The following is a 19,750-nucleotide window of genomic DNA, read 5'->3' on the forward strand; positions in this document are numbered from 1 at the left end:
TGGACGCCCTTTCGTTCATGTGTTCATACTGAAACGGTTTGGGCGCGGCCCATTTTCTTCGTATGAACCACCCAATGAGGACCGTATGAGTACCCCGGCCCCCGCCCCCGAAGCCACCTCCCCGGAGCCTTCCGCCCAGGAACCCTCCGGCTCGCTGGACCGCTACTTCAAGATCTCCGAGCGCGGTTCGACCGTCGCCCGCGAGGTCCGCGGCGGCCTCGCGACCTTCTTCGCCATGGCGTACATCATCGTGCTGAACCCGATCATCCTGGGCAGCGCGAAGGACATGTACGGGCATCAGCTCGACTCCGGCCAGCTGGTGACGGCCACCGTCCTGACGGCCGCCTTCACCACTCTCCTCATGGGTGTGATCGGCAACGTCCCGATCGCCCTCGCCGCCGGCCTGGGCGTGAACACGGTGGTCGCGCTCCAGCTCGCCCCGCGCATGAGCTGGCCCGACGCCATGGGCATGGTGGTCCTGGCCGGTTTCGTGGTGATGCTGCTCGTCGCCACCGGCCTGCGCGAACGGGTGATGAGCGCCGTCCCGGTGGGCCTGCGCAAGGGCATCGCCATCGGTATCGGCCTGTTCATCATGCTGATCGGCCTGGTCGACGCGGGCTTCGTCTCCCGGATCCCGGACGCCGCGCACACCACGGTCCCGCTCCAGCTCGGCGGCACCGGTCACCTGGACGGCTGGCCGGTCCTGATCTTCGCGATCGGCGTGCTGTTCACGTTCGCCCTGCTGATCCGCAAGGTTCCGGGCGCGATCCTGATCTCCATCGTGGCGATGACCCTGGTCGCCGTCGTGGTCCAGCTGATCGCGAAGGTGCCCGACTCGGGCTGGGGCCTCACCGTGCCCCAGTGGCCCGGCAACCCGGTGGCCGCGCCCGATTTCGGGCTCGTGGGCCAGGTCAGCCTGTTCGGCGGCTTCGAGAAGGTCGGGATGCTCACCGGCATCCTCTTCGTGTTCACCGTGTTGCTGTCCTGCTTCTTCGACGCCATGGGCACGATCCTCGGCGTCGGCGACGAGGCGAAGCTGATCGACAAGAAGACCGGCGAGTTCCCCGGGATCAACCGGGTCCTGCTGGTCGACGGTCTGGCGGTCGCCTCGGGCGGCGCCACCTCCTCCTCCGCGACCACCTGCTTCGTGGAGTCCACGGCCGGTGTCGGCGAGGGTGCCCGTACGGGTCTGGCGAACATCGTGACGGGCGGCCTCTTCGCCGTGGCGCTGTTCCTCACCCCGCTCGCCACCATGGTCCCGTCCCAGGCGGCCACGCCCGCCCTCGTGGCGGTCGGCTTCATGATCCTGGCGGGCTCGGTCAAGGACATCGACTGGAGCGACTACACCATCGCCGTCCCGGCCTTCCTGGCCATGGTGATGATGCCCTTCACCTACTCGATCACCAACGGCATCGGCATCGGCTTCATCAGCTTCTGCGCGCTGCGCCTGGCGACCGGCCGGGGACGCGGGGTCCCGGTGGCCATGTACGTGGTGTCGGCGGTGTTCGTCTTCTACTACGCGATGCCCGCCCTCGGCCTCGCGCAGTAGCTCACGTCAGCCCGTAGAACTTCTCTGTCTCGTCGACGGCCGCCTTGAAGCGCTCGTCGAAGTCATCGCGAATGAGCGTCCGGACCACATAGTCCTGGACGCTCATTCCGCGTTTGGCGGCATGGATCCGGAGCCTGTCGAGCAGCTCCCCGTCTATGCGCATGCTCAGCACATGTGTCCCCATGGCGAAAGAGTCGGGGCACAGGGTGCGTACGCGTGTCACTTTCAGCCGCCGACTCACCCGTATGAGTGACCCCAGGTGTGAGCCGGAAAAGTGGTGTTCCTTAGGGAGAGTAATGAGTTACTCTAAATACATGCATGACCTTTCCCATGGCGACGACGCAGCCGCCGTGAACGACCTCCGCTCCGCCGTCATGCGGCTGGGGCGGCGCCTGAAGCACCAGCGCGTCGACGAGTCGCTGAGCCCGACCGAGATGTCGGTCCTCGGCACCCTCGCCCGCTGCGGCCAGGCCACACCCGGCGAGCTCGCGCGGCGGGAGCACGTCCAGCCGCCGTCGATGACGCGCATCGTCGCGTTGCTGGAAGCCAAGGGACTGGTCACGCTGGAACCGCACCCCGACGACCGCCGCCAGAAGGTGGTCCGCCAGACGGAGGAGGCCGAAGCGATGCTCGAAGAGAGCCGCCGCAAGCGCAACGCCTTCCTGGCCGGGCTCGCGGCCGAGCTGACCGAGGACGAATGGGCCAAGCTCCGCGCGGCCGCCCCCGTCCTGGAGAAGCTCGCGCACCTGTAAGGAACGACGCCAGGAGGCGAACGCTTTTGAGTACGGGAACCGGAGCAGATTCCGCACCCGGCCACATATCCACCCCCACTACCGCCGCGCCCGTCGCAGCACCCGCGAGCAAGGGCTCCATGTTCAGCTCGCTGAAGATCCGCAACTACCGGCTCTTCGCCACCGGCCAGGTGGTGTCCAACACGGGCACCTGGATGCAGCGCATCGCCCAGGACTGGCTGGTCCTCTCGCTGACCGGCTCCGCCTCCGCCGTCGGCATCACCATCGCCCTGCAGTTCCTGCCGATGCTGATGTTCGGCCTCTACGGCGGCGTACTCGCCGACCGGCTGCCGAAGCGGCCACTGCTCCTCGCCACCCAGAGCGCGATGGGCCTGACCGGCATCGCCCTCGCCGTCCTCACCCTGGCCGGACACGTCCAGGTGTGGCACGTCTACGTCGCCGCCTTCGCCATCGGCCTGGTCACCGTCGTCGACAACCCGGCCCGCCAGACCTTCGTCTCCGAGATGGTCGGCAAGGACCAGGTGGCCAACGCCGTCAGCCTGAACTCGGCCAACTTCCAGTCCGCGCGACTGGTCGGCCCGGCGATCGCCGGCGTGCTGATCACCGCCGTCGGCTCCGGCTGGGCCTTCCTGCTGAACGGACTGTCCTTCGCCGCACCCCTCGCCGGCCTCCTGCTGATGCGGACGCACGAACTGCACCCCGTCGAGCCGCGGCCCCGCGCCAAGGGACAGCTGCGCGAAGGCCTGCGCTACGTCGCCGGCCGCCCCGAGCTGATCTGGCCGATCGCGCTCGTCGGCTTCATCGGCACCTTCGGCTTCAACTTCCCGATCTGGCTCTCGGCGTACGTCAGCGACGTCTTCCACGGGGACGCGGGCACCTACGGACTCTTCAACACCCTGATCGCGGCCGGCTCCCTGGCCGGCGCCCTGCTCGCGGCCCGGCGCGGACAGTCCCGCCTGCGGGTCCTGGTGGCCGCGGCCGTGCTGTTCTCGGCCCTGCTCCTGGTGACCGCCTTCGCACCCGGCTTCTGGCTCTTCGCCGCCCTGCTGGTACCCATCGGGATCTTCGGCCTGACGGTCAACGTCACGGCCAACTCCAGCGTGCAGATGGCCACCGACCCCGAGATGCGCGGCCGGGTCATGGCCCTGTTCATGATGGTGTTCACCGGCGGCACCCCGCTGGGCGCCCCGCTGCTGGGCTGGATCACGGACACCTACGGCGCCCGGATCGGCATGGCCGCGGGCGGCGCGATCTCCCTGGCCGCCTCCCTCGCGATCGCCGTGGTCCTGGCCCGCGTCGGCAACCTCCGCGTCCACCTGAGCCGCCGCGGCGTGACGTTCGTCCCGGCCCTCCCGCCCCGCCGCGAACTGGTGAAGGTGGCCTGACCCGGGGGCTCCGCCCCAGACCCCGCCGAACCCCGCCCGGACCCGCGCCTCACACGCCGGCGAGGCTGAAATTGCGCTCCGCGTCGCAGGCCGGCGCCGGCGGAATCCAGCCTCGCCGGCGTTCGAGGCGCGGGGGTTCGGGGGCGGAGCCCCCGACAACGGCACCGCGCACGACTACGCTCGCCGGCATGAGACTGTTCGCAGCCGTCCTCCCGCCGGACGCGGCCGTCGCCGAGCTGGCCCGGGCCGTCGACCCCCTGCACGACGACCACCTCACGTGGACCGCGCGAGCGGGCTGGCACTTCACCCTCGCCTTCATGGGCGAGGTACGGGACGAGGTGCTCCCGGAACTGCACACCCGCCTGGAGCGGGCCGCCCACCGCACGGACCCCTTCACCCTGCGGCTGCACGGCTCCGGCCACTTCGGGGAGCGCGCCCTGTGGGCCGGCGCCGCCGGGGAGCTCGCAGCCCTACGGATGCTCGCCGAACGGACCGACGCCGCCGCCCGGCGGGCCGGCGTACCGATGGAACAGCACCGCCGCTACAACCCGCACCTCACCCTGGCCCGCAGCCGCGACGCCACCACCCCGCTGCGCCCCTACCTGGACGCCCTCGCGGGCTTCGAGGGCACGCCCTGGCAGGTCGACACGCTCAGCCTGGTCCGCAGCAACCTCCCCGTCAGCGGGGTGCCGGGCGAGCAGCCCCGCTACGAGACCGTCGGCGCCTGGCCGCTCGGCGGCTGAAACCCGCACGCCCCCCGGCCTGAGCCGGGGGGCGTGCGGGAGAGCCGGCGGCCCGCGTTACGCTCGACGGGTGGATCCCAAGACCAGAAACCGTGTGATGGCCGGTGTGCTCGTGCTGATGTTCTTCGTCGTGGCCGTGGCGGCTGCCGTCGGCCAGTAGCCCCTGGGCGGGCTCCTACCAGGCGAAGGCCTCCGGCGACGCCCCCGGACCCGGGAAGATCTCGTCCAGGCCCGCCAGGACCTCCTGCGAGAGCTCCAGCTCCGCCGCGCGCAGCGCCGAGTCGAGCTGCTCCTGCGTACGCGGCCCGACGATCGGCCCGGTGACCCCGGGACGCGTCAGCAGCCAGGCCAGCCCGACCTCGCCCGGCTCCAGGCCGTGCTTGTCCAGCAGGTCCTCGTACGCCTGCACCTGCGCCCGTACGGCGGTGTTCGCGAGCGCGTCCGCCGACCGGCCGGAGGCGCGCCGGCCGCCCTGGCCGAATCAGGTGCCGATGATCTCCTCGGTGCAGCCCTTGTTCTCGCCTCACCCGTACACATTGGATTCACCGAACAATCCAATGTGACGCCACGCCGTCCCCAAAGGCCCTAGCGTCGATCCCCAGGCATCACAGGGGGTGGGGAGAGCAAGTGGCACGAGTGCTGGGAGTGGTCCGCCTGTCGAAGGTGTCGGACGAGACCACATCACCGGAGCGCCAGCGCCGATCGGTTCAACGATGGGCCGACCGGGAAGGGCACGTCGTTGTCGGATGGGTCGAGGACCTCGACGTATCCGGCGGTGTCGAGCCGTGGAAGCGTCTGGAGTTCAGCAAATGGCTGCCGTCCACCATCGGCAAGGAGGTCAGCTCGGTCGAGCACCGGATCGCGCTGGCAGAGTCCCGGGCCGACGAGTACGACATCATCTGCGCGCTGAAGCTCGACCGCCTCTCACGGCGTGTACTCCACGTGCACACACTTGTGGATTGGTGCGAGAAGCACGGCAAGGAGGTCGCCACCGTCGAGGACGGGGTCAATCTGAACACGCAGATGGGCAAGCTGCTGTTCAGCCTGATCGCATCCTTCGCGGAAGGAGAGCTCGAAGCCATCAAGGCCCGGGCGAAATCCTCGTTCAACCATCTGGTTCAGGAGGGACGCTGGCGCGGTGGTCGGATCCCGTACGGCTACCGGGCGGAGAAGCAGGACACAGGTGACGGCTGGCAGCTGGTCCCGGACGACTACGGCACGGACACCGCCGGGACGCTGCGCGAAATCGTCCGCCGGCTCATCGTGGGCGAGTCGGCGAACAGCATCGCCCAGTGGCTCAACGAGGATCCGACCAGGACTCCGACATCGCTTGACGCTCAGCTGATCAGGAATGGCAAGCCCCCGAAGGGCGGCCGGTGGACCGCCGCGAACACAGCCAAGGTGGTGCGTTCCCCGAACGTCCTCGGCCAGATGGAGGTGACGGAGGAAGTTGTCGTCGAAGGCCGGAAGACGAGGCGACCCCGCGTCGTCCGTGGCTCGGACGGGCGCCCCCTCCAGCGTGCGGAGCCGCTGATCACTCAAGAGGAGTGGGAGCTGGCGAACAAGCAGCTGGACGAGAACACCAGCAAACGCAACGGCAACCGGAAGGGCGGCTCCCCGATGCTCAGAGTCGCCTTCTGCACCTGCGGAGAGCCGGCGTACCTCGGCCCAGGGCGGAACTGGCCCTACTACCGCTGCGCCTCACGAACCACGCACAAGCCCTGCCCTACGGGCAGCAAGGGCATCGCAGCTCATGTGCTGGAGGGAGCCGTCGAGGAGGTGTTCCTGCGCGCGGCCGGCGATGTCGAGATCGTGCGTAAGGTCTTCCGCCCGGGCATCGACTTCACACGGGACATCGCGGAGGCGAACCGCGCTCTGGCAGAGCTCCGGGAGGACCGTGAGGCCGGCCTGTACTCCAGCGAACTGGGCAAGCAGGAGTACCGAGATACGTACAAACGGCTGGACGCACGACGCGAGCAAATCATGGCCCAGCCCACCCGCCCCGACACCTGGGAAGAGATCCCGACAGGCGAGACCTACCGGGAACGCTGGGCGAAGCTGTCGACCCAGCACGAGAAGGGCAAGGAACTCCGGGCCGCCGGCATCAAGGCGGTCATCCACGCCGAGAATCTCCCGCCCATGAACACCATGGCAGCCATGTCCCCGGAGGATCATGACGGCATGTGGCAGGAGGGGAAAGGCCGTGTACAGATCCTGATCCCGATGGACTTCAAGCGCCGAGTCCGCGACTTGGCGGCGGTGCACAGCGAAAGCTGACCACCACCAGACCGTACGCAGGGGTGGTCAGGCCTCCATACGTCAACGCGACCATGCGTGTTGACGCAGAAACCAGCGGGTTCGCGGGGCGCTCTTGCTTGGAGTGGACTCGAAGCAGTTGGCTTGGGGCTCATGAAGTACACGCAGCTCGGACGCACGGGACTCAAGGTCAGCCGACTCGTTCTCGGCACGATGAACTTCGGTCCTCAGACAGACGAACCCACCAGCCACAGCATCCTGGATGCCGCGCTCGGCTCGGGTCTGAACTTCGTAGACACGGCCAATGTGTATGGGTGGGGTGAGAACAAGGGCCGCACCGAGGAGATCATCGGCACCTGGTTCGCCCGAGGTGGCGGCCGGCGGGAGAAGACGGTTCTCGCCACCAAGGTCTACGGATCCATGTCCCGCGAGGGAGACACCTGGCCCAACGAGGACCGGCTGTCGGCACTGAACATCCGCCGGGCCGTCGAGGCAAGCCTCAAGCGACTCCAGACCGACCACATCGACCTGTACCAGTTCCACCACGTCGACCGCCGAACCCCCTTCGAGGAGATCTGGCAGGCCGTCGACGTGCTCATCCAGCAGGGCAAGATCCTCTACGCGGGCTCCTCCAACTTCCCCGGCTACAAAATCGCCCAGGCCAACGAGACGGCCGCCCGACGCGGCATGGTCGGTCTGGTCAGCGAGCAGTGCCTCTACAACCTCGCCGAGCGACGCGCAGAGATGGAGGTCATCCCAGCGGCCCAGGAGTACGGCCTCGGCGTCATCCCCTGGTCCCCGCTGCACGGGGGCCTGCTGGGCGGGGTCATCAAGAAGGAGGTCGAGGGCGGCCGCCGCGCCTCCGGCCGGTCGGCGGACGCACTGGCCAACAGCACGGTGCGGGCGCAGGTGCAGGCGTACGAGGACCTGCTGGACAAGCACGGGCTGGAGCCGGGCGAGACCGCCCTGGCCTGGCTGCTCACCCGGCCGGGCGTGACCGGACCCATCGTCGGCCCGCGCACCGCCGAGCAGTTGGAGAGCGCCTTGCGAGCGTTGGAGCTGGAGCTGAGCGAGGAGGTGCTGGCCGGGCTGGACGAGATCTTCCCCGGGCCGGGGCCGTCTCCGGAGGCCTTCGCCTGGTGATCGGATAAGGGCCCGCGCGGTGGTCGTCGTCCCTTCGTTTTGGGCGACGACCGCCGTTACAGCCCCTGCGCGGGCCGGTAGGGGCCGCCGATCCCCCACGCCTGGTGCAGGACGGCCGCGAACTCACCCGCCAGCCGGTGCTCGCCCGAGGCGTTCGGGTGAGTGCCGTCGTAGGTGTCGCGGTGGATGTCGTACGCGTCCGGGCGCGCGGCCAGCAGGATCGGCGAGGCGTCGGTCGTCAGGTCCGCGACCGCCTTCGCGAGGAGCTCGTTGAAGCGGGCCACCTCGGCCGCGAAGGGGGCGTCCTCCTCGGCGCGGCTGTTGGGGATGACCGGCAGCAGGACCATGCGGACGGCGGGCCGGGCCGTGCGGGCCTCGGCGACGAACCGGCGGGCGTTGGCGGCGGTCTGCTCGGCGTCGGTGTAGAAGCCGAGGTCGATCAGCCCGAGGGACACCAGGAGCACATCGGCGCCGGTGTCGGCGATGGCGGGGCCTATGAGGGGGGCCATGTGCTGCCAGCCCTCGCCCCAGCCGGCCAGGTGGCGGCGGGCGCGCTCCGGGAAGGCCGGGTCGGCGTACGCGTGGCTGGTGGGCGTATCGGCGACGGTGTCGTACAGCTCGCAGCGCGGACCGACGATCCGGTAGGGGCCGCCGAAGGTCGAGCTGAGGTGCTGCCACATCCGGTAGCGCCAGGTGTAGTCGCCGGCGCGTCCGATGGTCATGGAGTCACCGACGAACATGAAACGCATCCGGTCATCATCGCGGATCGCGCGACAGAAACCCCTGTGACGCCGGACACGCGGCACGTACTGGCAGGCTGGGGACATGCGCCTGCCCTCGCCGTCCGCCGCCGCCTCCGCCGCCGTCACCACCGCCACCGCCGTCGCCGCCGCCCTCGCCGTGCTGACGGGCGGCCCGGCTCTCGCGGCGGAGACCCCCACCGGGTCCTCCTTCACCATCTCCGACCCGCGGATCAAGGAGTCCAGCGGCCTGGCCGCCAGCCGGATCCACCCGGGCGTGTACTGGACGCACAACGACAGCGACGACGGCCCGTTCATCTACGCGGTGGACTCGGCCTCGGGCCGCACGGTGGCCCGTGTGACGCTGAAGGGGATCGGGAAGCCGCGCGACGTCGAGGCGATCTCGCTGGGCCCGGACGGGCAGCTCTACGTGGGAGACATCGGCGACAACCGGGGCGGCACCTGGGACCACGTGTGGATCTACCGCTTCCCGGAGCCGAAGCAACTGGGTGATGTCACGGTCGAGGCCACGCAGTTCACGGTGAAGTACGCGGACGGCGCGCGCAACGCGGAGTCCCTGATGGTCCATCCGGTGACGGGCCGGGTGTACATCGCGAGCAAGGACGAGAACAAGGGCGGCCTGTACGAGGGCCCGGCGGAGCTGTCCACGGGCGGCACGAACGTGTTCCGGCGGGTCGCCGACGTGCCGTGGGTGACGGACGGGGCGTTCTCCCCCGACGGCACCCGGCTGACGCTACGGGGCTACTTCACGGCCCGCACCTACCCGTGGAAGGACGGCCTGCCGGTGGGTGAGGGCGAGCGGGTGGACGCGCCGTGGCAGGGGCAGGCGGAGTCGGTGACGTACACGCCGGACGGCGCCACGCTGATGTTCGGCGCGGAGGGCGAGGGCAGTCGGGTCATCGCGATCCCGGTCGCCGCCGCCACCGGTCCGTCGGCCTCACCGCAGCCGGGCTCGCCGCCGGGCGCGTCCTCGATGACGGAACCGACGGTCGGCTTCGGCAAGGGAGCCCTTGTCCTGGCGGGCGGCCTGATCCTGGTCCTGGGCGCCAAACGCCTCCTCCGCCGCCGCGGCGGCAACTGACCCGACCTCCCCCATCCGGCCTCGCCGCATTGACCAGCCTCGCCGGCGTTTGAGGCGCGGGGGTCCGGGGGCAGCGCCCCCGGCGACGGCGCCGCGCCGGAACACGACGGTTCGGCGCCCGCGCCGCTGCCGGGGCTCCGCCCCGGACCCCGCTCCTCAAACGCCGGAGGGGCTGAATGGGCGGCCCGAGGGGCTGAAAGGCTGACGGTTACTCCTCGTGGATCGGGATGCGGCCGTTCACCGGTGGGGTGGTCGGGGACGGGGTTCCCGGGGCGGGGGCCTGGCCCATCGAGGCCAGGAGTTGGCGGGCCACGCCCAGACCCGTGCCGCCCATCGTCAGCGCCTTGGCGAACATCTCCGACATGCCCTCGGCCCCGTTCAGCAGGACCATGTGCTCCACGTTGCCGAAGGCCCCCGCGCCCGCCTCCACGATCGCCGGCCAGTTCTCGGCCAGCTGCTGTGCGACGACCGCCTCCTGGTTCTCCGCCAGCGCGGCGGCCCGCGCCTTGATCGCTTCCGCCTCGGCCAGACCGCGGGCCTTCGCCGACTCCGCCTCCGCGAGGCCCCGCGCCTGCGTGGCCGCGGCCTCCGCCTCACCCGTCGCCCGCGTCGCCTTCGCCGACGCGATGCCCCGCGCCTCCACGGCCTGCGCGTCGGCGGTCGCCGCCGTCGTCACCCGCGTCGCCTCGGCGGCCGCCGCGAGCTCGGTCTCCCGGGCCTTAGCCTGTGCCGCCGAGATCCGGGCGTCGCGCTCGGCCTCGGCCCGGGTGCGGGTCTCGTACGCCGCCGCGTCCGCGGGCTTGCGTACGTCCGCCTGCAGCTGCTGCTCGCGCCGGTGCGCCTCCAGCTCCGCGACCCGGGTCTCCTGGACGACGACCTCCTGGCGGGCGGCCGCCTCCGACAGCGGGCCCGCCTGCCGGGCCGTCGCCGCCGCCTTGTCCCGTTCGGCCTGGTAGCCGGCTTGCAGGATCTCGCTGTCGCGCGTCGCCTCGGCCATCCGGGCGAAGGCGGCCTGCTCGGCCTCCGTGGCCAGCCGGTTCGCCTCGGCCTGGGCGATCCGCGCGTCCCGCTGCACGGCCGCCGCGTGCGGCATCGCCAGGTTCTTGATGTAGCCGGTCGGGTCCTCGATCTCGTGGATCTGCAGCGAGTCGACGATCAGGCCGAGCTTCTCCATCTCGGTACCGCAGGCCATCCGGGTCTGGCCCGTCAGCTTCTCCCGGTCGCGGATCATGTCCTCGACCGTCAATCCGCCCACGATGGACCGCAGATGGCCCGCGAAGACGATGTGCACGCGCTCGGGCATCATCTTCTGCTGGTCCAGGAAGCGGCGGGCCGCGTTGGCGATCGACACGAGGTCGTCGCCGACCTTGAAGATGACGACGCCCTTCACCCGCAGCGGGATGCCCTGGTGGGTGACGCAGTCCACGGACAGCTGGGTCTCGTTGAGGTCCAGGGACAGTTTCCGTACCGCCTGCACGCCCGGGAGGACGAGCGTGCCCCGCCCGGTGACGATCCGGAAGCCCATGCCCTGCCCGAGGCCCTCGGTCTTGTGCGTGGAACCGGAGATGACGAGTGCCTCGTTCGGTTCGGCCACCCGCCACATGAGCTTGAACAGGCCGATCAGAGCCACGATTGCGGCGAGAACGATTCCCGCCACGACGCCGATAGCCATCGGCAACGCCCCCTTAGCGCGGTGCCGTTCGGCACCGACGAGGCCGAGTCTGCGCCTGCCGCGGCCGCGCCGGAAGACGCGGACCGCGTCTTGTCGCCATCCTGATACGTACAGGTGGGACGGGGCGTCAGTTGTCGTAGGCGGCCATCACGTACACCGTGCGCGGCGGCAGGTACTCGACCACCGTCACCACCGTCCCGACGGGGATCCGGCCGGTCCCGTGGACCGGATGGGCGAGGAAGTGCTCCGCCCCGCCCCGGATCCGAACGATGACCTCGCCCACCAGGCCGGGGCCGACCGTGCCGGTCACCCGGCCGGTCATCCCCACCATGTCCATGTCCGTGTCCGCACCCGTGTCCCCCATGGGGCGAGGGTACGCCGAGCGGGCTAGGAGTGGCCGAGGTCCGCGGCCGGCAGGTCGGATTCCGAGACCGGGACCGATCCGCTGTCGGGGGTCGGTCGCAGGGTGAACTCGTCCGAGGCCATCGAGTCGAGCACCGGCGGGGCCGGTCGCAGCGGCGCCGGCATGACCGCGGCCTCCGAGTGGCCGCCGCAGCCGTAGGACAGCGACACCAGACGGCCGTCGGCCGGGCTGAACTCGTTCGCGCAGACGCCGAAGGCCTGGCCCAGCGAGCCGCCGATGGCCACCAGGAAGCCGCAGGAGACGCAGGAGGCGGGCGCGGCCTGCGCCATCGGGGTCTTGGCGCCGAAGGACTCGTCCCAGCGGTCGGCGGCGGTGTGCAGCCCGTAGCGGGACAGCACGCGCGCCCGGCGCATGCCCAGTTCCTCGGCGACCGAGGTGATGGAGCCGCGTACGGGGACCACCGCGCGGTCGGTGACGTCGGCGTCCTCGGCCTCGACCAGTTCGGCCATCTCGGTGGAGACCACCGAGTTCGGCGGCGGGGTGTCCTCGCCCGACCAGCCCGGCTCCAGGCGCAGGTCCTCGGCGTCGGTGGGCAGCAGGTCGCCGGGGCCCATGTCGCCGGGGCGCAGTCGTTCGCTCCACGGCACCCACTCGGGGGCGAGCAGCGCGTCGTCGCCGGGGAGCAGCACCGTTTCGTCGAGGGTGACGTTCTTGGCGCGGGAGGCGCGGGTCACGGTGACGGCCCAGCGCCAGCCGCGGTAGCCCGGTTCCTTGGACTCGAAGAAGTGGGTGACGACGCGGTCGCCCTCCGCCACGGCGGAGACGTGCGCGCCGACCACTCCGGGGAAGGCGGCCTCCTCGGCCGCCGCGCGGGCGAGCTCTACCGCCTCGACGCACAGGCGGTCGGGGGTACGCGGGGTACGGCTTCGCGTCGTCGCAGCACTCACTGGTCTCGTTCTCTCCTACGCCGTCTCACGTGTGCGCCGTCCGTACTGTCGTCCACAACGACCCGTCGGTGCTGTCCGTACGTGGCACGGGCGGAGCGGACCAGAGGGCCGCGTCGACGTCCGCACCCGATCGGACTCCGGGCGCACCTCACTGCGACCCATTCTGCGGGATCACGAAGAGGCGCGCGGCCAGGAGCAACCGCCGGTGGCGCGCTACGCACGCTACCTCCTCTTAAGCCTCGGGCACACATGCAAGGTCCGATTCGCGGACAAGCCACCGGGTGCGCGACGCGCCGGGAGGCGCCCCGGGAGGGCCGGGTGGGGCACTATGTCGAGTGTGGCACCCGTACGGTCGTCCGACGACGGCTCGGGACCGGCCAGGCGGGCCGGCCGGGCTGTCGGGCGTGCGCTGCACCTTCCGGCGCGCGGGATCCGGCGGGCCACGCACGCGCACGGGGCCGGTGAATCGGGCCTCGGCAAGCTGATCGAGTTGCACGCCATCAACGGGGCCGGCGACATGCTGATCACGGTGGCGTTGGCCTCGACGGTGTTCTTCTCCGTTCCCACGGACGAGGCACGGGGCCGGGTGGCCCTGTACCTCGGCATCACGATGGCTCCGTTCACGGTGCTGGCGCCGGTGATCGGCCCGTTGCTGGACCGGTTGCCGCACGGCCGCCGGGCTTCGATGGCGGCCGCGATGCTGGCGCGGGCGCTGCTGGCGTTGCTGATGTCGGGGGCGGTGGCCACGGGGGGCATTCAGCTGTATCCGGCGGCGTTGGGCGTGCTGGTGGCGTCGAAGTCGTACGGGGTGGTGCGCAGTGCGGTGGTGCCTCGGCTGCTGCCGCCGAAATTCTCACTCGTCAAGGCGAACTCGCGGGTCACGTTGGCCGGTCTGCTGGCCACGGGTGTGGCGGCGCCGGTGGGGGCCGCGCTGAATCTGATCGGGCCGCAGTGGCCGCTGTACGGGGCCTGTCTGGTCTTCGTGTGGGGCACGGTCGCGGCGTTCACGCTGCCGCACAAGGTGGACGAGGCCAAGGGGGAGCGTCGGGCGCGGCTGTCGACGCACGAGGCGCATTCGAAGCGGCCGGGTCTGCGGACGGTCAGCAGGTCGGTGTTGTGCGGGTTGCTGGCGAACGCCTCGATGCGTGCGCTGTCCGGGTTCCTGATCTTCTTCCTGGCGTTCCTGTTGCGCGAGCATCCGCTGGCGGGGCAGAGCGCGGCGGTGTCGCTGGGCATCGTGGGTGTGTCGGCGGGTGTGGGCAACGCCTGCGGCACGGCGGCGGGGGCGTGGCTGCGGGCGCGGGCTCCGGAGGCGATCATCGCGGCGGTGCTGTGTCTGGCGCTGGCGGTGGCGGTGCTCGCGGCGGTGTTCTTCAGCGGGTTGTTCATGGCCGTGCTGGGTGCGACGGCGGGCTTCTGCCAAGCGCTGGCGAAGTTGTCGCTGGACGCGATGATCCAGCGGGACGTGCCGGAGTCGGTGCGGACCTCGGCGTTCGCCCGTTCGGAGACGCTGCTCCAGGTGGCGTGGGTGTTGGGTGGTGCGATCGGCATCGTGCTGCCGCTGAACGGAGTACTGGGGATGTCGGTCGCCGCGGCGATCGTGGCCCTGGGGACGACGATGGCGTTGCGTGGCGTCCTCTCGGCGCCCCGCCACCACGCGGGCACGTCCCGCCCCCGCGTGGCGTGAGGCCGGGCTGAAAGACAGCCTCGCCGGCGTTTGAGGCGCGGGGTCCGGGGCGGAGCCCCAGGAAGCCCGGGCGGAGCCCGGGACCGCTCGCGCGGCGGCGCCGCACCCGGCCGAACCAGCCGAACCGGCGGAGCCGAATCGCGCCGCGCCGCAGGCCACCGGTACCCCATGCAGCGGCGCAGCCCAGGGGCCCGATAGCCTTCGGCTCATGACCGCACCGCTTTTCTCGGGTAGGGCCCGCCGCAGCGTCGCGGCCCTCGGAGCCGTGTCCGCCGGCCTCCTCCTCCTCTCCGCCTGCGGCGAGAAGCCGACGCCGCTGGCGACCGTGACGGTCGGCACCTCGTCGGTGTCCGCCGAAGCCTCCTGCCACAACGACGGCAAGGAGCTCTCCATTGACCAGGTCCAGGAGTGCCTCACCAACCTCAAGAACCCCAAGACCGTCGAGTACGCGCGGGGCGACACCCTGCGTCTCGGGGTCGAGCCGGAGATCGTCGAGGACGGCAAGCGCTGGTCGGCGGTCCTGGACGGGCAGCCGATCACCGAGCCCTCCTCGAACACCTACCGCAGCTTCCCGGGCGCCGACGTCTTCGCGACCGGTGGCGAGGGCGAGGCCCCTTCCTCGAAGAAGCTGGCGTTCCTGCAGATCGCCGAGGACGGCAAGCCGCTCGCCGTCTGGTCCTTCAACCTCAAGCTCAAGTAACCGGGCGGCAGCGGTGCGCGCGCTCGTCGTGACCGCGGTGGCGGCGGAGGCAGACTCCGTCACCACCGGGCTGACCCCTCATCCGGACGCGTTCGGTCCTGAGCCACGCACCTTGCCCGGCGGTTACCTCATCAACCGCCGGGACCTTCCGGGCATCGCCTTCGACGTGCTCGTCGGGGGCGTCGGTCCGGCGGCGGCCGCCGCCGGGACCGCCACGGCCCTGGCCCTCGCCGACTACTCACTCGTCGTCTCCGCCGGCATCGGCGGCGGGTTCGCGCCCGCCGCCCCACTCGGTTCCCTCGTGGTCGCGGACGCGATCGTCGCCGCCGATCTGGGGGCCGAGACCCCCGACGGGTTCCTCGACGTCACGGAACTCGGCTTCGGGCACAGTGTGCATCTGCCGCCCGCCGAGCTCGCGGCCCGCGCCGCCGAGGCGACCGGGGCGCTGCTCGCGCCCGTGCTGACCGTCTCCACCGTGACCGGGACCGCCGCCCGGGCCACCTCGCTGGCCGCCCGGCATCCGATGGCCGGGGCCGAGGCCATGGAGGGTTTCGGGGTCGCGGAGGCGGCCGCCGCGCACGGGCTGCCCGTTCTGGAGATCCGTGCCGTGTCCAATGCCGTGGGCCCTCGTGACCGTGCCGCCTGGCGGATCGGGGACGCGCTCACCGCGCTCGCCGACGGCTTCCGTGTGCTGGGGCCCGTACTCGCGAACTGGGGAGAACGCCATGAGCACGACCACCGGTGAAGCGCTGAAGATCGCCTATTCGCCGTGCCCGAACGACACGTTCGTCTTCGACGCGTGGGCGCACGGCCGGGTGCCGGGCGCGCCCGCCCTCGACGTCACCTTCGCGGACATCGACATCACCAACGGCATGGCCGAGCGCGGTGAGCTGGACGTGCTGAAGGTGTCGTACGCGGTGCTGCCGTGGGTGCTGGAGGAGTACGCGCTGCTGCCGTGCGGCGGGGCGTTGGGGCGCGGCTGCGGCCCGCTGGTGCTGACCCGCGAGCCGGGGCTCGACCTGGCCGGGCGGACGGTGGCCGTGCCGAGCGAACGCTCCACCGCCTACCTGTTGTTCCGGCTGTGGGCGGCGGACGTGCTGCCGGAGGGGGTCGGCAAGGTCGTCGTCCTGCCGTTCCACGAGATCATGCCGGCGGTCCGCGACGGCCGGGTGGACGCCGGACTGGTGATCCACGAGGCCCGGTTCACCTATCAGGACTACGGGCTGCACTGCCTGGCCGACATGGGTGAGCACTGGGAGTCGACGACCGGTCTGCCGATCCCGCTCGGCGCGATCATCGCCAAGCGCTCGCTGGGCGCGGAGCGGCTGCGCGCGCTGGCCGAGTCGGCCCGTACGTCGGTCCGGATGGCCTGGGACGACCCGGAGGCCTCCCGCCCGTACGTCCGCGCGCACGCCCAGGAGCTGGACCCGGCCGTCGCCGACCAGCACATCGGTCTCTACGTCAACGAGTTCACCGCCGGCCTCGGTGACTCCGGCTACGCGGCGGTGCGCGGGCTGCTCACCCGGGCGGCGGCCGAGGGGTTGGTACCGGCCATCGCGCCCGGCTCGCTGGACTTCCCGCAGGGCTGATCGCCCCGTACGCACGTCCGCGCCCCGCCGCTCTTTCGAGTGGCGGGGCGCGGTCGTACGCGTGCCGGTGGGACTCAGACGTCGAGCTGGTCGGCCACCGCGCGGAGCAGTCCGGCGATCTTCGTGCCGTGCACCTTGTCGGGGTAGCGGCCGCGCTCCAGCATCGGGGTGATGTTCTCCAGCAGGGTGGTGAGGTCCTGCACGATCGAGGCGAGCTCGTCGGGCTTGCGCCGCTGCGCCGCCGCGACGGAGGGTGCCGGGTCGAGTACCGTCACAGAAAGTGCCTGGTCACCGCGCTGGCCCGCGACGACACCGAACTCGACGCGCTGGCCGGGCTTGAGAGCGTCCACCCCGGCGGGGAGCACCGACGAGTGGACGAAGACGTCGCCGCCGTCGTCACGGGAGAGAAAGCCGAAGCCCTTCTCACTGTTGAACCACTTGACCTTGCCGGTAGGCACGTCCGTCCTCTGTCCTTGTGCTCGTCGGGGTCCGAAGGGCCGTGAACGGCTCCGGACAACAGCGCAGCGGGCCATGAGTGACCCGCCACCTCAAGGCTAGTGGTCGGGGGCCGGGTGACAAGACGTTCCCCGGTCCTTCACGGTCGGCTGCTTCGGCCAGGGAACTACCCTGGTGAGGTGACTGTTACTCCTCATTCAGACGAAGCGCGGCCCGGCGACGGACTCGTCAAGGCCGGCGGCATCGTGTTCATCGCCGGTGCCGTGGCCACGCTGGCGACCATGGCGCCGCTCTTCCTCGACATGGACCCGTTCCCGTCGTACGCGTGGGCGGTGTGCATGCTCATGGGCGTCGGCTTCGCCATCTCCGCGGCGGGCGTGCTCCGCTCGGCCGCGGCGCAGCGCCGGGCGGCCCGGGCCTCGCAGGCGTAGGGGCCGCCCCTGGCAGTCGGGAAGCTCTCAGACCGGCTGCGCGGCCACGTACTGGGCGAGCCACTGCGGCAGTGCGGTGAGGTCGGGCAGGACCACGTCCGCGCCCGCCTCGCGCAGTTCCTCCTCGGGGCACGGCCCGGTGGGCACCACCACCGACAGCGCGCCGGCCGTGCGGGCGCCGCGTACGTCGCCGACGTGGTCGCCGACGTAGACCTGCGCCCCGTACTCGCGCAGCGCACCGGCCTTGGCCTCCGCCCAGAGCCAGCCGACGACCGCGTCGGCCTCGATGCCGAGGTGCGACAGGTGCAGGCGGGCGTTGGGCTCGTGCTTGGCCGTGACCACGATCGCGCGTCCGCCCAGTGCCTGGACGGCCTCGATGGCCTCACGGGCGCCGGGCATCGCCGGGGTCGGCCCGATGGCGTAGGTGGGGTAGATCTCCCGGTAGCGGTCGGCCATGGCCGGGATATCGGCCTCCGGGAACCAGTGCGCGAGCTCCTCCTCCAGCGGCGGGCCCAGCCGGGTGACCGCCTCGTCGGCATCGATGAAGGTTCCCGTCTCGGCGGAGAGGGCCTGGTAGGCGGCCTTGATTCCCGGGCGTGAGTCGATGAGGGTCATGTCGAGGTCGAAGCCGACGGTGAGGTTCATACCCTCCATTGTGCCGAGGCGCCCGCACGGGAGGCCGACTGCGGGCCTCCCCCAGGAGAACGTCCGGTGCTCGGCCGGTTCCCGGCAGGTTCTCGGCGGATTCTCGGCGGGTGCGCGGCGGGTGCGCGGCTCCTTCGAAATTCTTCACCTCGGTGTTCAACCTTTTCCCGGCGGCGGCGCTCAGGACAGGGGTGAGAGACACCGTGTGAAGGGGAGGGCGGATGCCACCAGGCACCGAGCACGATTTCGAGGCCTTTGCCCGGGCCGGTCAACGCAAGCTGTACCGGACCGCGTACCTGCTGTGCGGGAACGCCGACGGCGCCCGCGATCTGACGCAGACGACGCTCGCGAAGCTGTTCCAGCACTGGCGGCGGGTGTCCGCCACCGAGTATCCCGACGCGTACGCGAGAACCGTGCTGACCCGCACCTTCCTCGCCGAGCGGCGACGGCGCCTGCGGGACCTGTTGGCCCACCGGCGCGCCGATCCGCCGGCTCCGTCCGAGCACGCCGACCTGCGGGTCACCCTGCTCGCCGCGCTGGCCGAACTCCCGCCGCGGGCCCGCGCCATGGTCGTCCTGCGCTACTGGGAGGACCTGAGCGTCGAGACCGTCGCCGAGCTGCTGCGCTGCAGCGAGGGCACCGTCAAGAGCCAGTGCTCACGCGCCCTGACGAAGCTGCGCGCGCGGCTCGGCGAGGCCCACATCTACGCCACCGAGAGCTGAGGAGACGCCATGGGTACCAACGAGGACCACACCACCGACGACCGGACCACGGCCGTGCTCGTCCGGGACGCGATGGACCGTGTCACCGCGGAACTGCCCGTCACGGCGGACCTGGTGGGCCCGGCCCGCGCCCAGGGCCTGCGCCGCAGGGCGCGCTTCCGGGCGACGATCGGCGGCGCGGTCCTGGCCGTGGCCGGACTCGGCCTGGCCGGCGCCTTCGTCCTGCCGGGCGGCGACGACGAGGGGCCGACCGGCAGCACCGGGGTGATCGACGTGGCCGCGCCGCCCACGAGCTCCGCACCACCGCCGCCGATCCACCTCGAACCCAGTCCGGGCGAATCGTCGATGGCCGACCTGCCGCCCGCCGAACGGGCCCGGCAGGAGAACTTCCAGAACCGGGCCGTCGGGGTGCTCCAGCAGCTGCTGCCGCCGTCGGTCGGCACCGTGCAGCGGATCGACCTGGGCGTGCGGCAGTACCAGGGCAGCAAGGACGGCAAGACCTTCCACATCATCTTCTCGGTGCGGCCGTCCGACCCGAGCATGGAGCCCCAGACCTGCCGCGAGATCAAGGGCACGGTCTGCTCGAAGGCCACCCTGCCCGGCGGCATCCAGGCCGATGCGGCCGTCTCGCCGATCAACAACGGCAACGTCACCGAGTCCCGGGTCCGGTTCCGTTACGGAGCCAGCGACGTCTCGCTGAGCGTCGGCCCGCACGACGCGTCGAACACCTCGGCGCCCGTCACCGCCCAACAGCTCCTCGACGTCGCCAAGTCCTCCGCCTTCCTCGACCTGGTCGAGGCGGCCGACCGCGACCCGCTGGAGGAGATGCAGCGCACGGTCGTGGGCGGCTGACCGGACCCGGCGCCC

21 protein-coding genes and 1 pseudogene are annotated in these 19,750 nt (G+C 71.2%); 14 read left to right on the top strand and 8 right to left on the bottom strand.

Annotated features, from left to right (window positions below; genetic code table 11):
* The first annotated feature begins 85 nt into the window (after positions 1-85).
* Positions 86-1,549 (top strand): NCS2 family permease, encoded by a 1,464-nt coding sequence (locus OG624_RS18555; RefSeq protein ID WP_033223688.1) that lies wholly within the window; start codon positions 86-88, stop codon positions 1,547-1,549.
* A gap of 1 nt (position 1,550) precedes the next feature.
* Here OG624_RS18555 and OG624_RS18560 read toward each other — a convergent pair whose 3' ends face one another.
* Positions 1,551-1,733: a hypothetical protein gene (locus OG624_RS18560; RefSeq protein ID WP_030010567.1), complete on the bottom strand. Its 183-nt coding sequence runs from the start codon at positions 1,731-1,733 to the stop codon at positions 1,551-1,553.
* Between the two features lie 130 nt (positions 1,734-1,863).
* On the opposite strand from OG624_RS18560, the gene OG624_RS18565 reads away from it, so the two are divergent.
* The 3 genes from OG624_RS18565 (at position 1,864) to thpR (ending at position 4,429) form a co-directional block, all read left to right on the top strand.
* The gene (locus OG624_RS18565; protein ID WP_030010566.1) at positions 1,864-2,301 is read left to right on the top strand and encodes a MarR family winged helix-turn-helix transcriptional regulator; all 438 of its coding nucleotides are present in this window, start codon (positions 1,864-1,866) and stop codon (positions 2,299-2,301) included.
* A gap of 26 nt (positions 2,302-2,327) precedes the next feature.
* The gene (locus tag OG624_RS18570; protein WP_244290886.1) at positions 2,328-3,686 is read left to right on the top strand and encodes an MFS transporter; all 1,359 of its coding nucleotides are present in this window, start codon (positions 2,328-2,330) and stop codon (positions 3,684-3,686) included.
* A 188-nt stretch (positions 3,687-3,874) separates the two neighbouring features.
* A complete protein-coding gene (gene thpR / locus OG624_RS18575; RefSeq protein WP_033223686.1) occupies positions 3,875-4,429 on the top strand; it encodes an RNA 2',3'-cyclic phosphodiesterase in 555 nt (184 codons plus the stop codon).
* 175 nt (positions 4,430-4,604) lie between these two features.
* Here the strand turns inward: thpR and OG624_RS18580 are convergent.
* A pseudogene (locus OG624_RS18580) lies at positions 4,605-4,904 on the bottom strand (aldo/keto reductase); the annotation flags it as partial.
* 152 nt (positions 4,905-5,056) lie between these two features.
* Between OG624_RS18580 and OG624_RS18585 the strand changes: the two are divergent.
* Both OG624_RS18585 and OG624_RS18590 read left to right on the top strand, forming a co-directional pair.
* Complete coding sequence (locus OG624_RS18585; protein ID WP_033223685.1) at positions 5,057-6,706, top strand: recombinase family protein; 1,650 nt, start codon at positions 5,057-5,059, stop codon at positions 6,704-6,706.
* A 132-nt stretch (positions 6,707-6,838) separates the two neighbouring features.
* Complete coding sequence (locus tag OG624_RS18590; RefSeq protein WP_033223684.1) at positions 6,839-7,828, top strand: aldo/keto reductase; 990 nt, start codon at positions 6,839-6,841, stop codon at positions 7,826-7,828.
* A 56-nt stretch (positions 7,829-7,884) separates the two neighbouring features.
* On the opposite strand, the gene OG624_RS18595 is transcribed toward OG624_RS18590, so the two are convergent.
* Entirely contained in the window at positions 7,885-8,577 is a 693-nt protein-coding gene (locus OG624_RS18595; RefSeq protein ID WP_033223682.1) for a GDSL-type esterase/lipase family protein, read from the bottom strand.
* A 76-nt stretch (positions 8,578-8,653) separates the two neighbouring features.
* Here OG624_RS18595 and OG624_RS18600 point away from each other — a divergent pair, with 76 nt between their 5' ends.
* Positions 8,654-9,670 (top strand): hypothetical protein, encoded by a 1,017-nt coding sequence (locus OG624_RS18600; RefSeq protein ID WP_051763532.1) that lies wholly within the window; start codon positions 8,654-8,656, stop codon positions 9,668-9,670.
* Positions 9,671-9,878: 208 nt separating this feature from the next.
* Here OG624_RS18600 and OG624_RS18605 read toward each other — a convergent pair whose 3' ends face one another.
* From OG624_RS18605 to OG624_RS18615, 3 genes are all read right to left on the bottom strand, one after another.
* Complete coding sequence (locus tag OG624_RS18605; protein ID WP_033223681.1) at positions 9,879-11,342, bottom strand: flotillin family protein; 1,464 nt, start codon at positions 11,340-11,342, stop codon at positions 9,879-9,881.
* A gap of 127 nt (positions 11,343-11,469) precedes the next feature.
* Positions 11,470-11,673 (bottom strand): hypothetical protein, encoded by a 204-nt coding sequence (locus OG624_RS18610; protein WP_161293933.1) that lies wholly within the window; start codon positions 11,671-11,673, stop codon positions 11,470-11,472.
* 56 nt (positions 11,674-11,729) lie between these two features.
* The gene (locus OG624_RS18615) at positions 11,730-12,653 is read right to left on the bottom strand and encodes a DUF3027 domain-containing protein (RefSeq protein WP_030727732.1); all 924 of its coding nucleotides are present in this window, start codon (positions 12,651-12,653) and stop codon (positions 11,730-11,732) included.
* Positions 12,654-12,981: 328 nt separating this feature from the next.
* On the opposite strand from OG624_RS18615, the gene OG624_RS18620 reads away from it, so the two are divergent.
* From OG624_RS18620 to OG624_RS18635, 4 genes are all read left to right on the top strand, one after another.
* Entirely contained in the window at positions 12,982-14,340 is a 1,359-nt protein-coding gene (locus tag OG624_RS18620) for an MFS transporter (RefSeq protein ID WP_266352254.1), read from the top strand.
* 208 nt (positions 14,341-14,548) lie between these two features.
* The gene (locus OG624_RS18625) at positions 14,549-15,040 is read left to right on the top strand and encodes a hypothetical protein (RefSeq protein ID WP_033223680.1); all 492 of its coding nucleotides are present in this window, start codon (positions 14,549-14,551) and stop codon (positions 15,038-15,040) included.
* A gap of 13 nt (positions 15,041-15,053) precedes the next feature.
* Complete coding sequence (locus OG624_RS18630) at positions 15,054-15,785, top strand: futalosine hydrolase (protein WP_371587951.1); 732 nt, start codon at positions 15,054-15,056, stop codon at positions 15,783-15,785.
* Positions 15,766-16,629 carry a 1,4-dihydroxy-6-naphthoate synthase gene (locus tag OG624_RS18635; RefSeq protein ID WP_033223678.1) on the top strand — a complete coding sequence of 288 codons (864 nt, stop codon included), beginning with the start codon at positions 15,766-15,768 and terminating at the stop codon, positions 16,627-16,629. The genes OG624_RS18630 and OG624_RS18635 overlap by 20 nt, the downstream gene beginning before the upstream one ends.
* A gap of 74 nt (positions 16,630-16,703) precedes the next feature.
* On the opposite strand, the gene OG624_RS18640 is transcribed toward OG624_RS18635, so the two are convergent.
* Positions 16,704-17,087 (bottom strand): cold-shock protein, encoded by a 384-nt coding sequence (locus tag OG624_RS18640; RefSeq protein WP_030012939.1) that lies wholly within the window; start codon positions 17,085-17,087, stop codon positions 16,704-16,706.
* A 177-nt stretch (positions 17,088-17,264) separates the two neighbouring features.
* Between OG624_RS18640 and OG624_RS18645 the strand changes: the two genes are divergently transcribed.
* On the top strand, positions 17,265-17,516 hold the full coding sequence (locus tag OG624_RS18645) for a hypothetical protein (protein WP_030012938.1): 252 nt from the start codon (positions 17,265-17,267) through the stop codon (positions 17,514-17,516).
* 27 nt (positions 17,517-17,543) lie between these two features.
* Here OG624_RS18645 and OG624_RS18650 read toward each other — a convergent pair whose 3' ends face one another.
* Complete coding sequence (locus tag OG624_RS18650; RefSeq protein WP_371592996.1) at positions 17,544-18,161, bottom strand: HAD family hydrolase; 618 nt, start codon at positions 18,159-18,161, stop codon at positions 17,544-17,546.
* A 221-nt stretch (positions 18,162-18,382) separates the two neighbouring features.
* Between OG624_RS18650 and OG624_RS18655 the strand changes: the two genes are divergently transcribed.
* Positions 18,383-18,883, top strand: coding sequence for a SigE family RNA polymerase sigma factor (locus tag OG624_RS18655; protein WP_266352261.1), 501 nt, complete (start codon positions 18,383-18,385; stop codon positions 18,881-18,883).
* A 9-nt stretch (positions 18,884-18,892) separates the two neighbouring features.
* On the top strand, positions 18,893-19,735 hold the full coding sequence (locus tag OG624_RS18660; protein WP_371639609.1) for a hypothetical protein: 843 nt from the start codon (positions 18,893-18,895) through the stop codon (positions 19,733-19,735).
* Positions 19,736-19,750: the final 15 nt, after the last annotated feature.

Origin of the sequence: Streptomyces virginiae, assembly GCF_041432505.1 — a bacterium.
In the GTDB taxonomy this organism is placed as follows: domain Bacteria; phylum Actinomycetota; class Actinomycetes; order Streptomycetales; family Streptomycetaceae; genus Streptomyces; species Streptomyces virginiae_A.

What these genes read in the sequence shown, in the direction of transcription:
- OG624_RS18555 (WP_033223688.1), top strand. Translation starts at nt 86, where the DNA reads ATGAGTACCCCGGCCCCCGCCCCCGAAGCCACCTCCCCGGAGCCTTCC.
- OG624_RS18660 (WP_371639609.1), top strand. Translation starts at nt 18,893, where the DNA reads ATGGGTACCAACGAGGACCACACCACCGACGACCGGACCACGGCCGTG.
- thpR (WP_033223686.1), top strand. Translation starts at nt 3,875, where the DNA reads ATGAGACTGTTCGCAGCCGTCCTCCCGCCGGACGCGGCCGTCGCCGAG.
- OG624_RS18650 (WP_371592996.1), bottom strand. Translation starts at nt 18,161, where the DNA reads ATGAACCTCACCGTCGGCTTCGACCTCGACATGACCCTCATCGACTCA.
- OG624_RS18605 (WP_033223681.1), bottom strand. Translation starts at nt 11,342, where the DNA reads ATGGCTATCGGCGTCGTGGCGGGAATCGTTCTCGCCGCAATCGTGGCT.
- OG624_RS18560 (WP_030010567.1), bottom strand. Translation starts at nt 1,733, where the DNA reads ATGGGGACACATGTGCTGAGCATGCGCATAGACGGGGAGCTGCTCGAC.
- OG624_RS18590 (WP_033223684.1), top strand. Translation starts at nt 6,839, where the DNA reads ATGAAGTACACGCAGCTCGGACGCACGGGACTCAAGGTCAGCCGACTC.
- OG624_RS18620 (WP_266352254.1), top strand. Translation starts at nt 12,982, where the DNA reads ATGTCGAGTGTGGCACCCGTACGGTCGTCCGACGACGGCTCGGGACCG.
- OG624_RS18565 (WP_030010566.1), top strand. Translation starts at nt 1,864, where the DNA reads ATGCATGACCTTTCCCATGGCGACGACGCAGCCGCCGTGAACGACCTC.
- OG624_RS18625 (WP_033223680.1), top strand. Translation starts at nt 14,549, where the DNA reads ATGACCGCACCGCTTTTCTCGGGTAGGGCCCGCCGCAGCGTCGCGGCC.
- OG624_RS18600 (WP_051763532.1), top strand. Translation starts at nt 8,654, where the DNA reads ATGCGCCTGCCCTCGCCGTCCGCCGCCGCCTCCGCCGCCGTCACCACC.
- OG624_RS18635 (WP_033223678.1), top strand. Translation starts at nt 15,766, where the DNA reads ATGAGCACGACCACCGGTGAAGCGCTGAAGATCGCCTATTCGCCGTGC.
- OG624_RS18655 (WP_266352261.1), top strand. Translation starts at nt 18,383, where the DNA reads ATGCCACCAGGCACCGAGCACGATTTCGAGGCCTTTGCCCGGGCCGGT.
- OG624_RS18610 (WP_161293933.1), bottom strand. Translation starts at nt 11,673, where the DNA reads ATGGTGGGGATGACCGGCCGGGTGACCGGCACGGTCGGCCCCGGCCTG.
- OG624_RS18595 (WP_033223682.1), bottom strand. Translation starts at nt 8,577, where the DNA reads ATGCGTTTCATGTTCGTCGGTGACTCCATGACCATCGGACGCGCCGGC.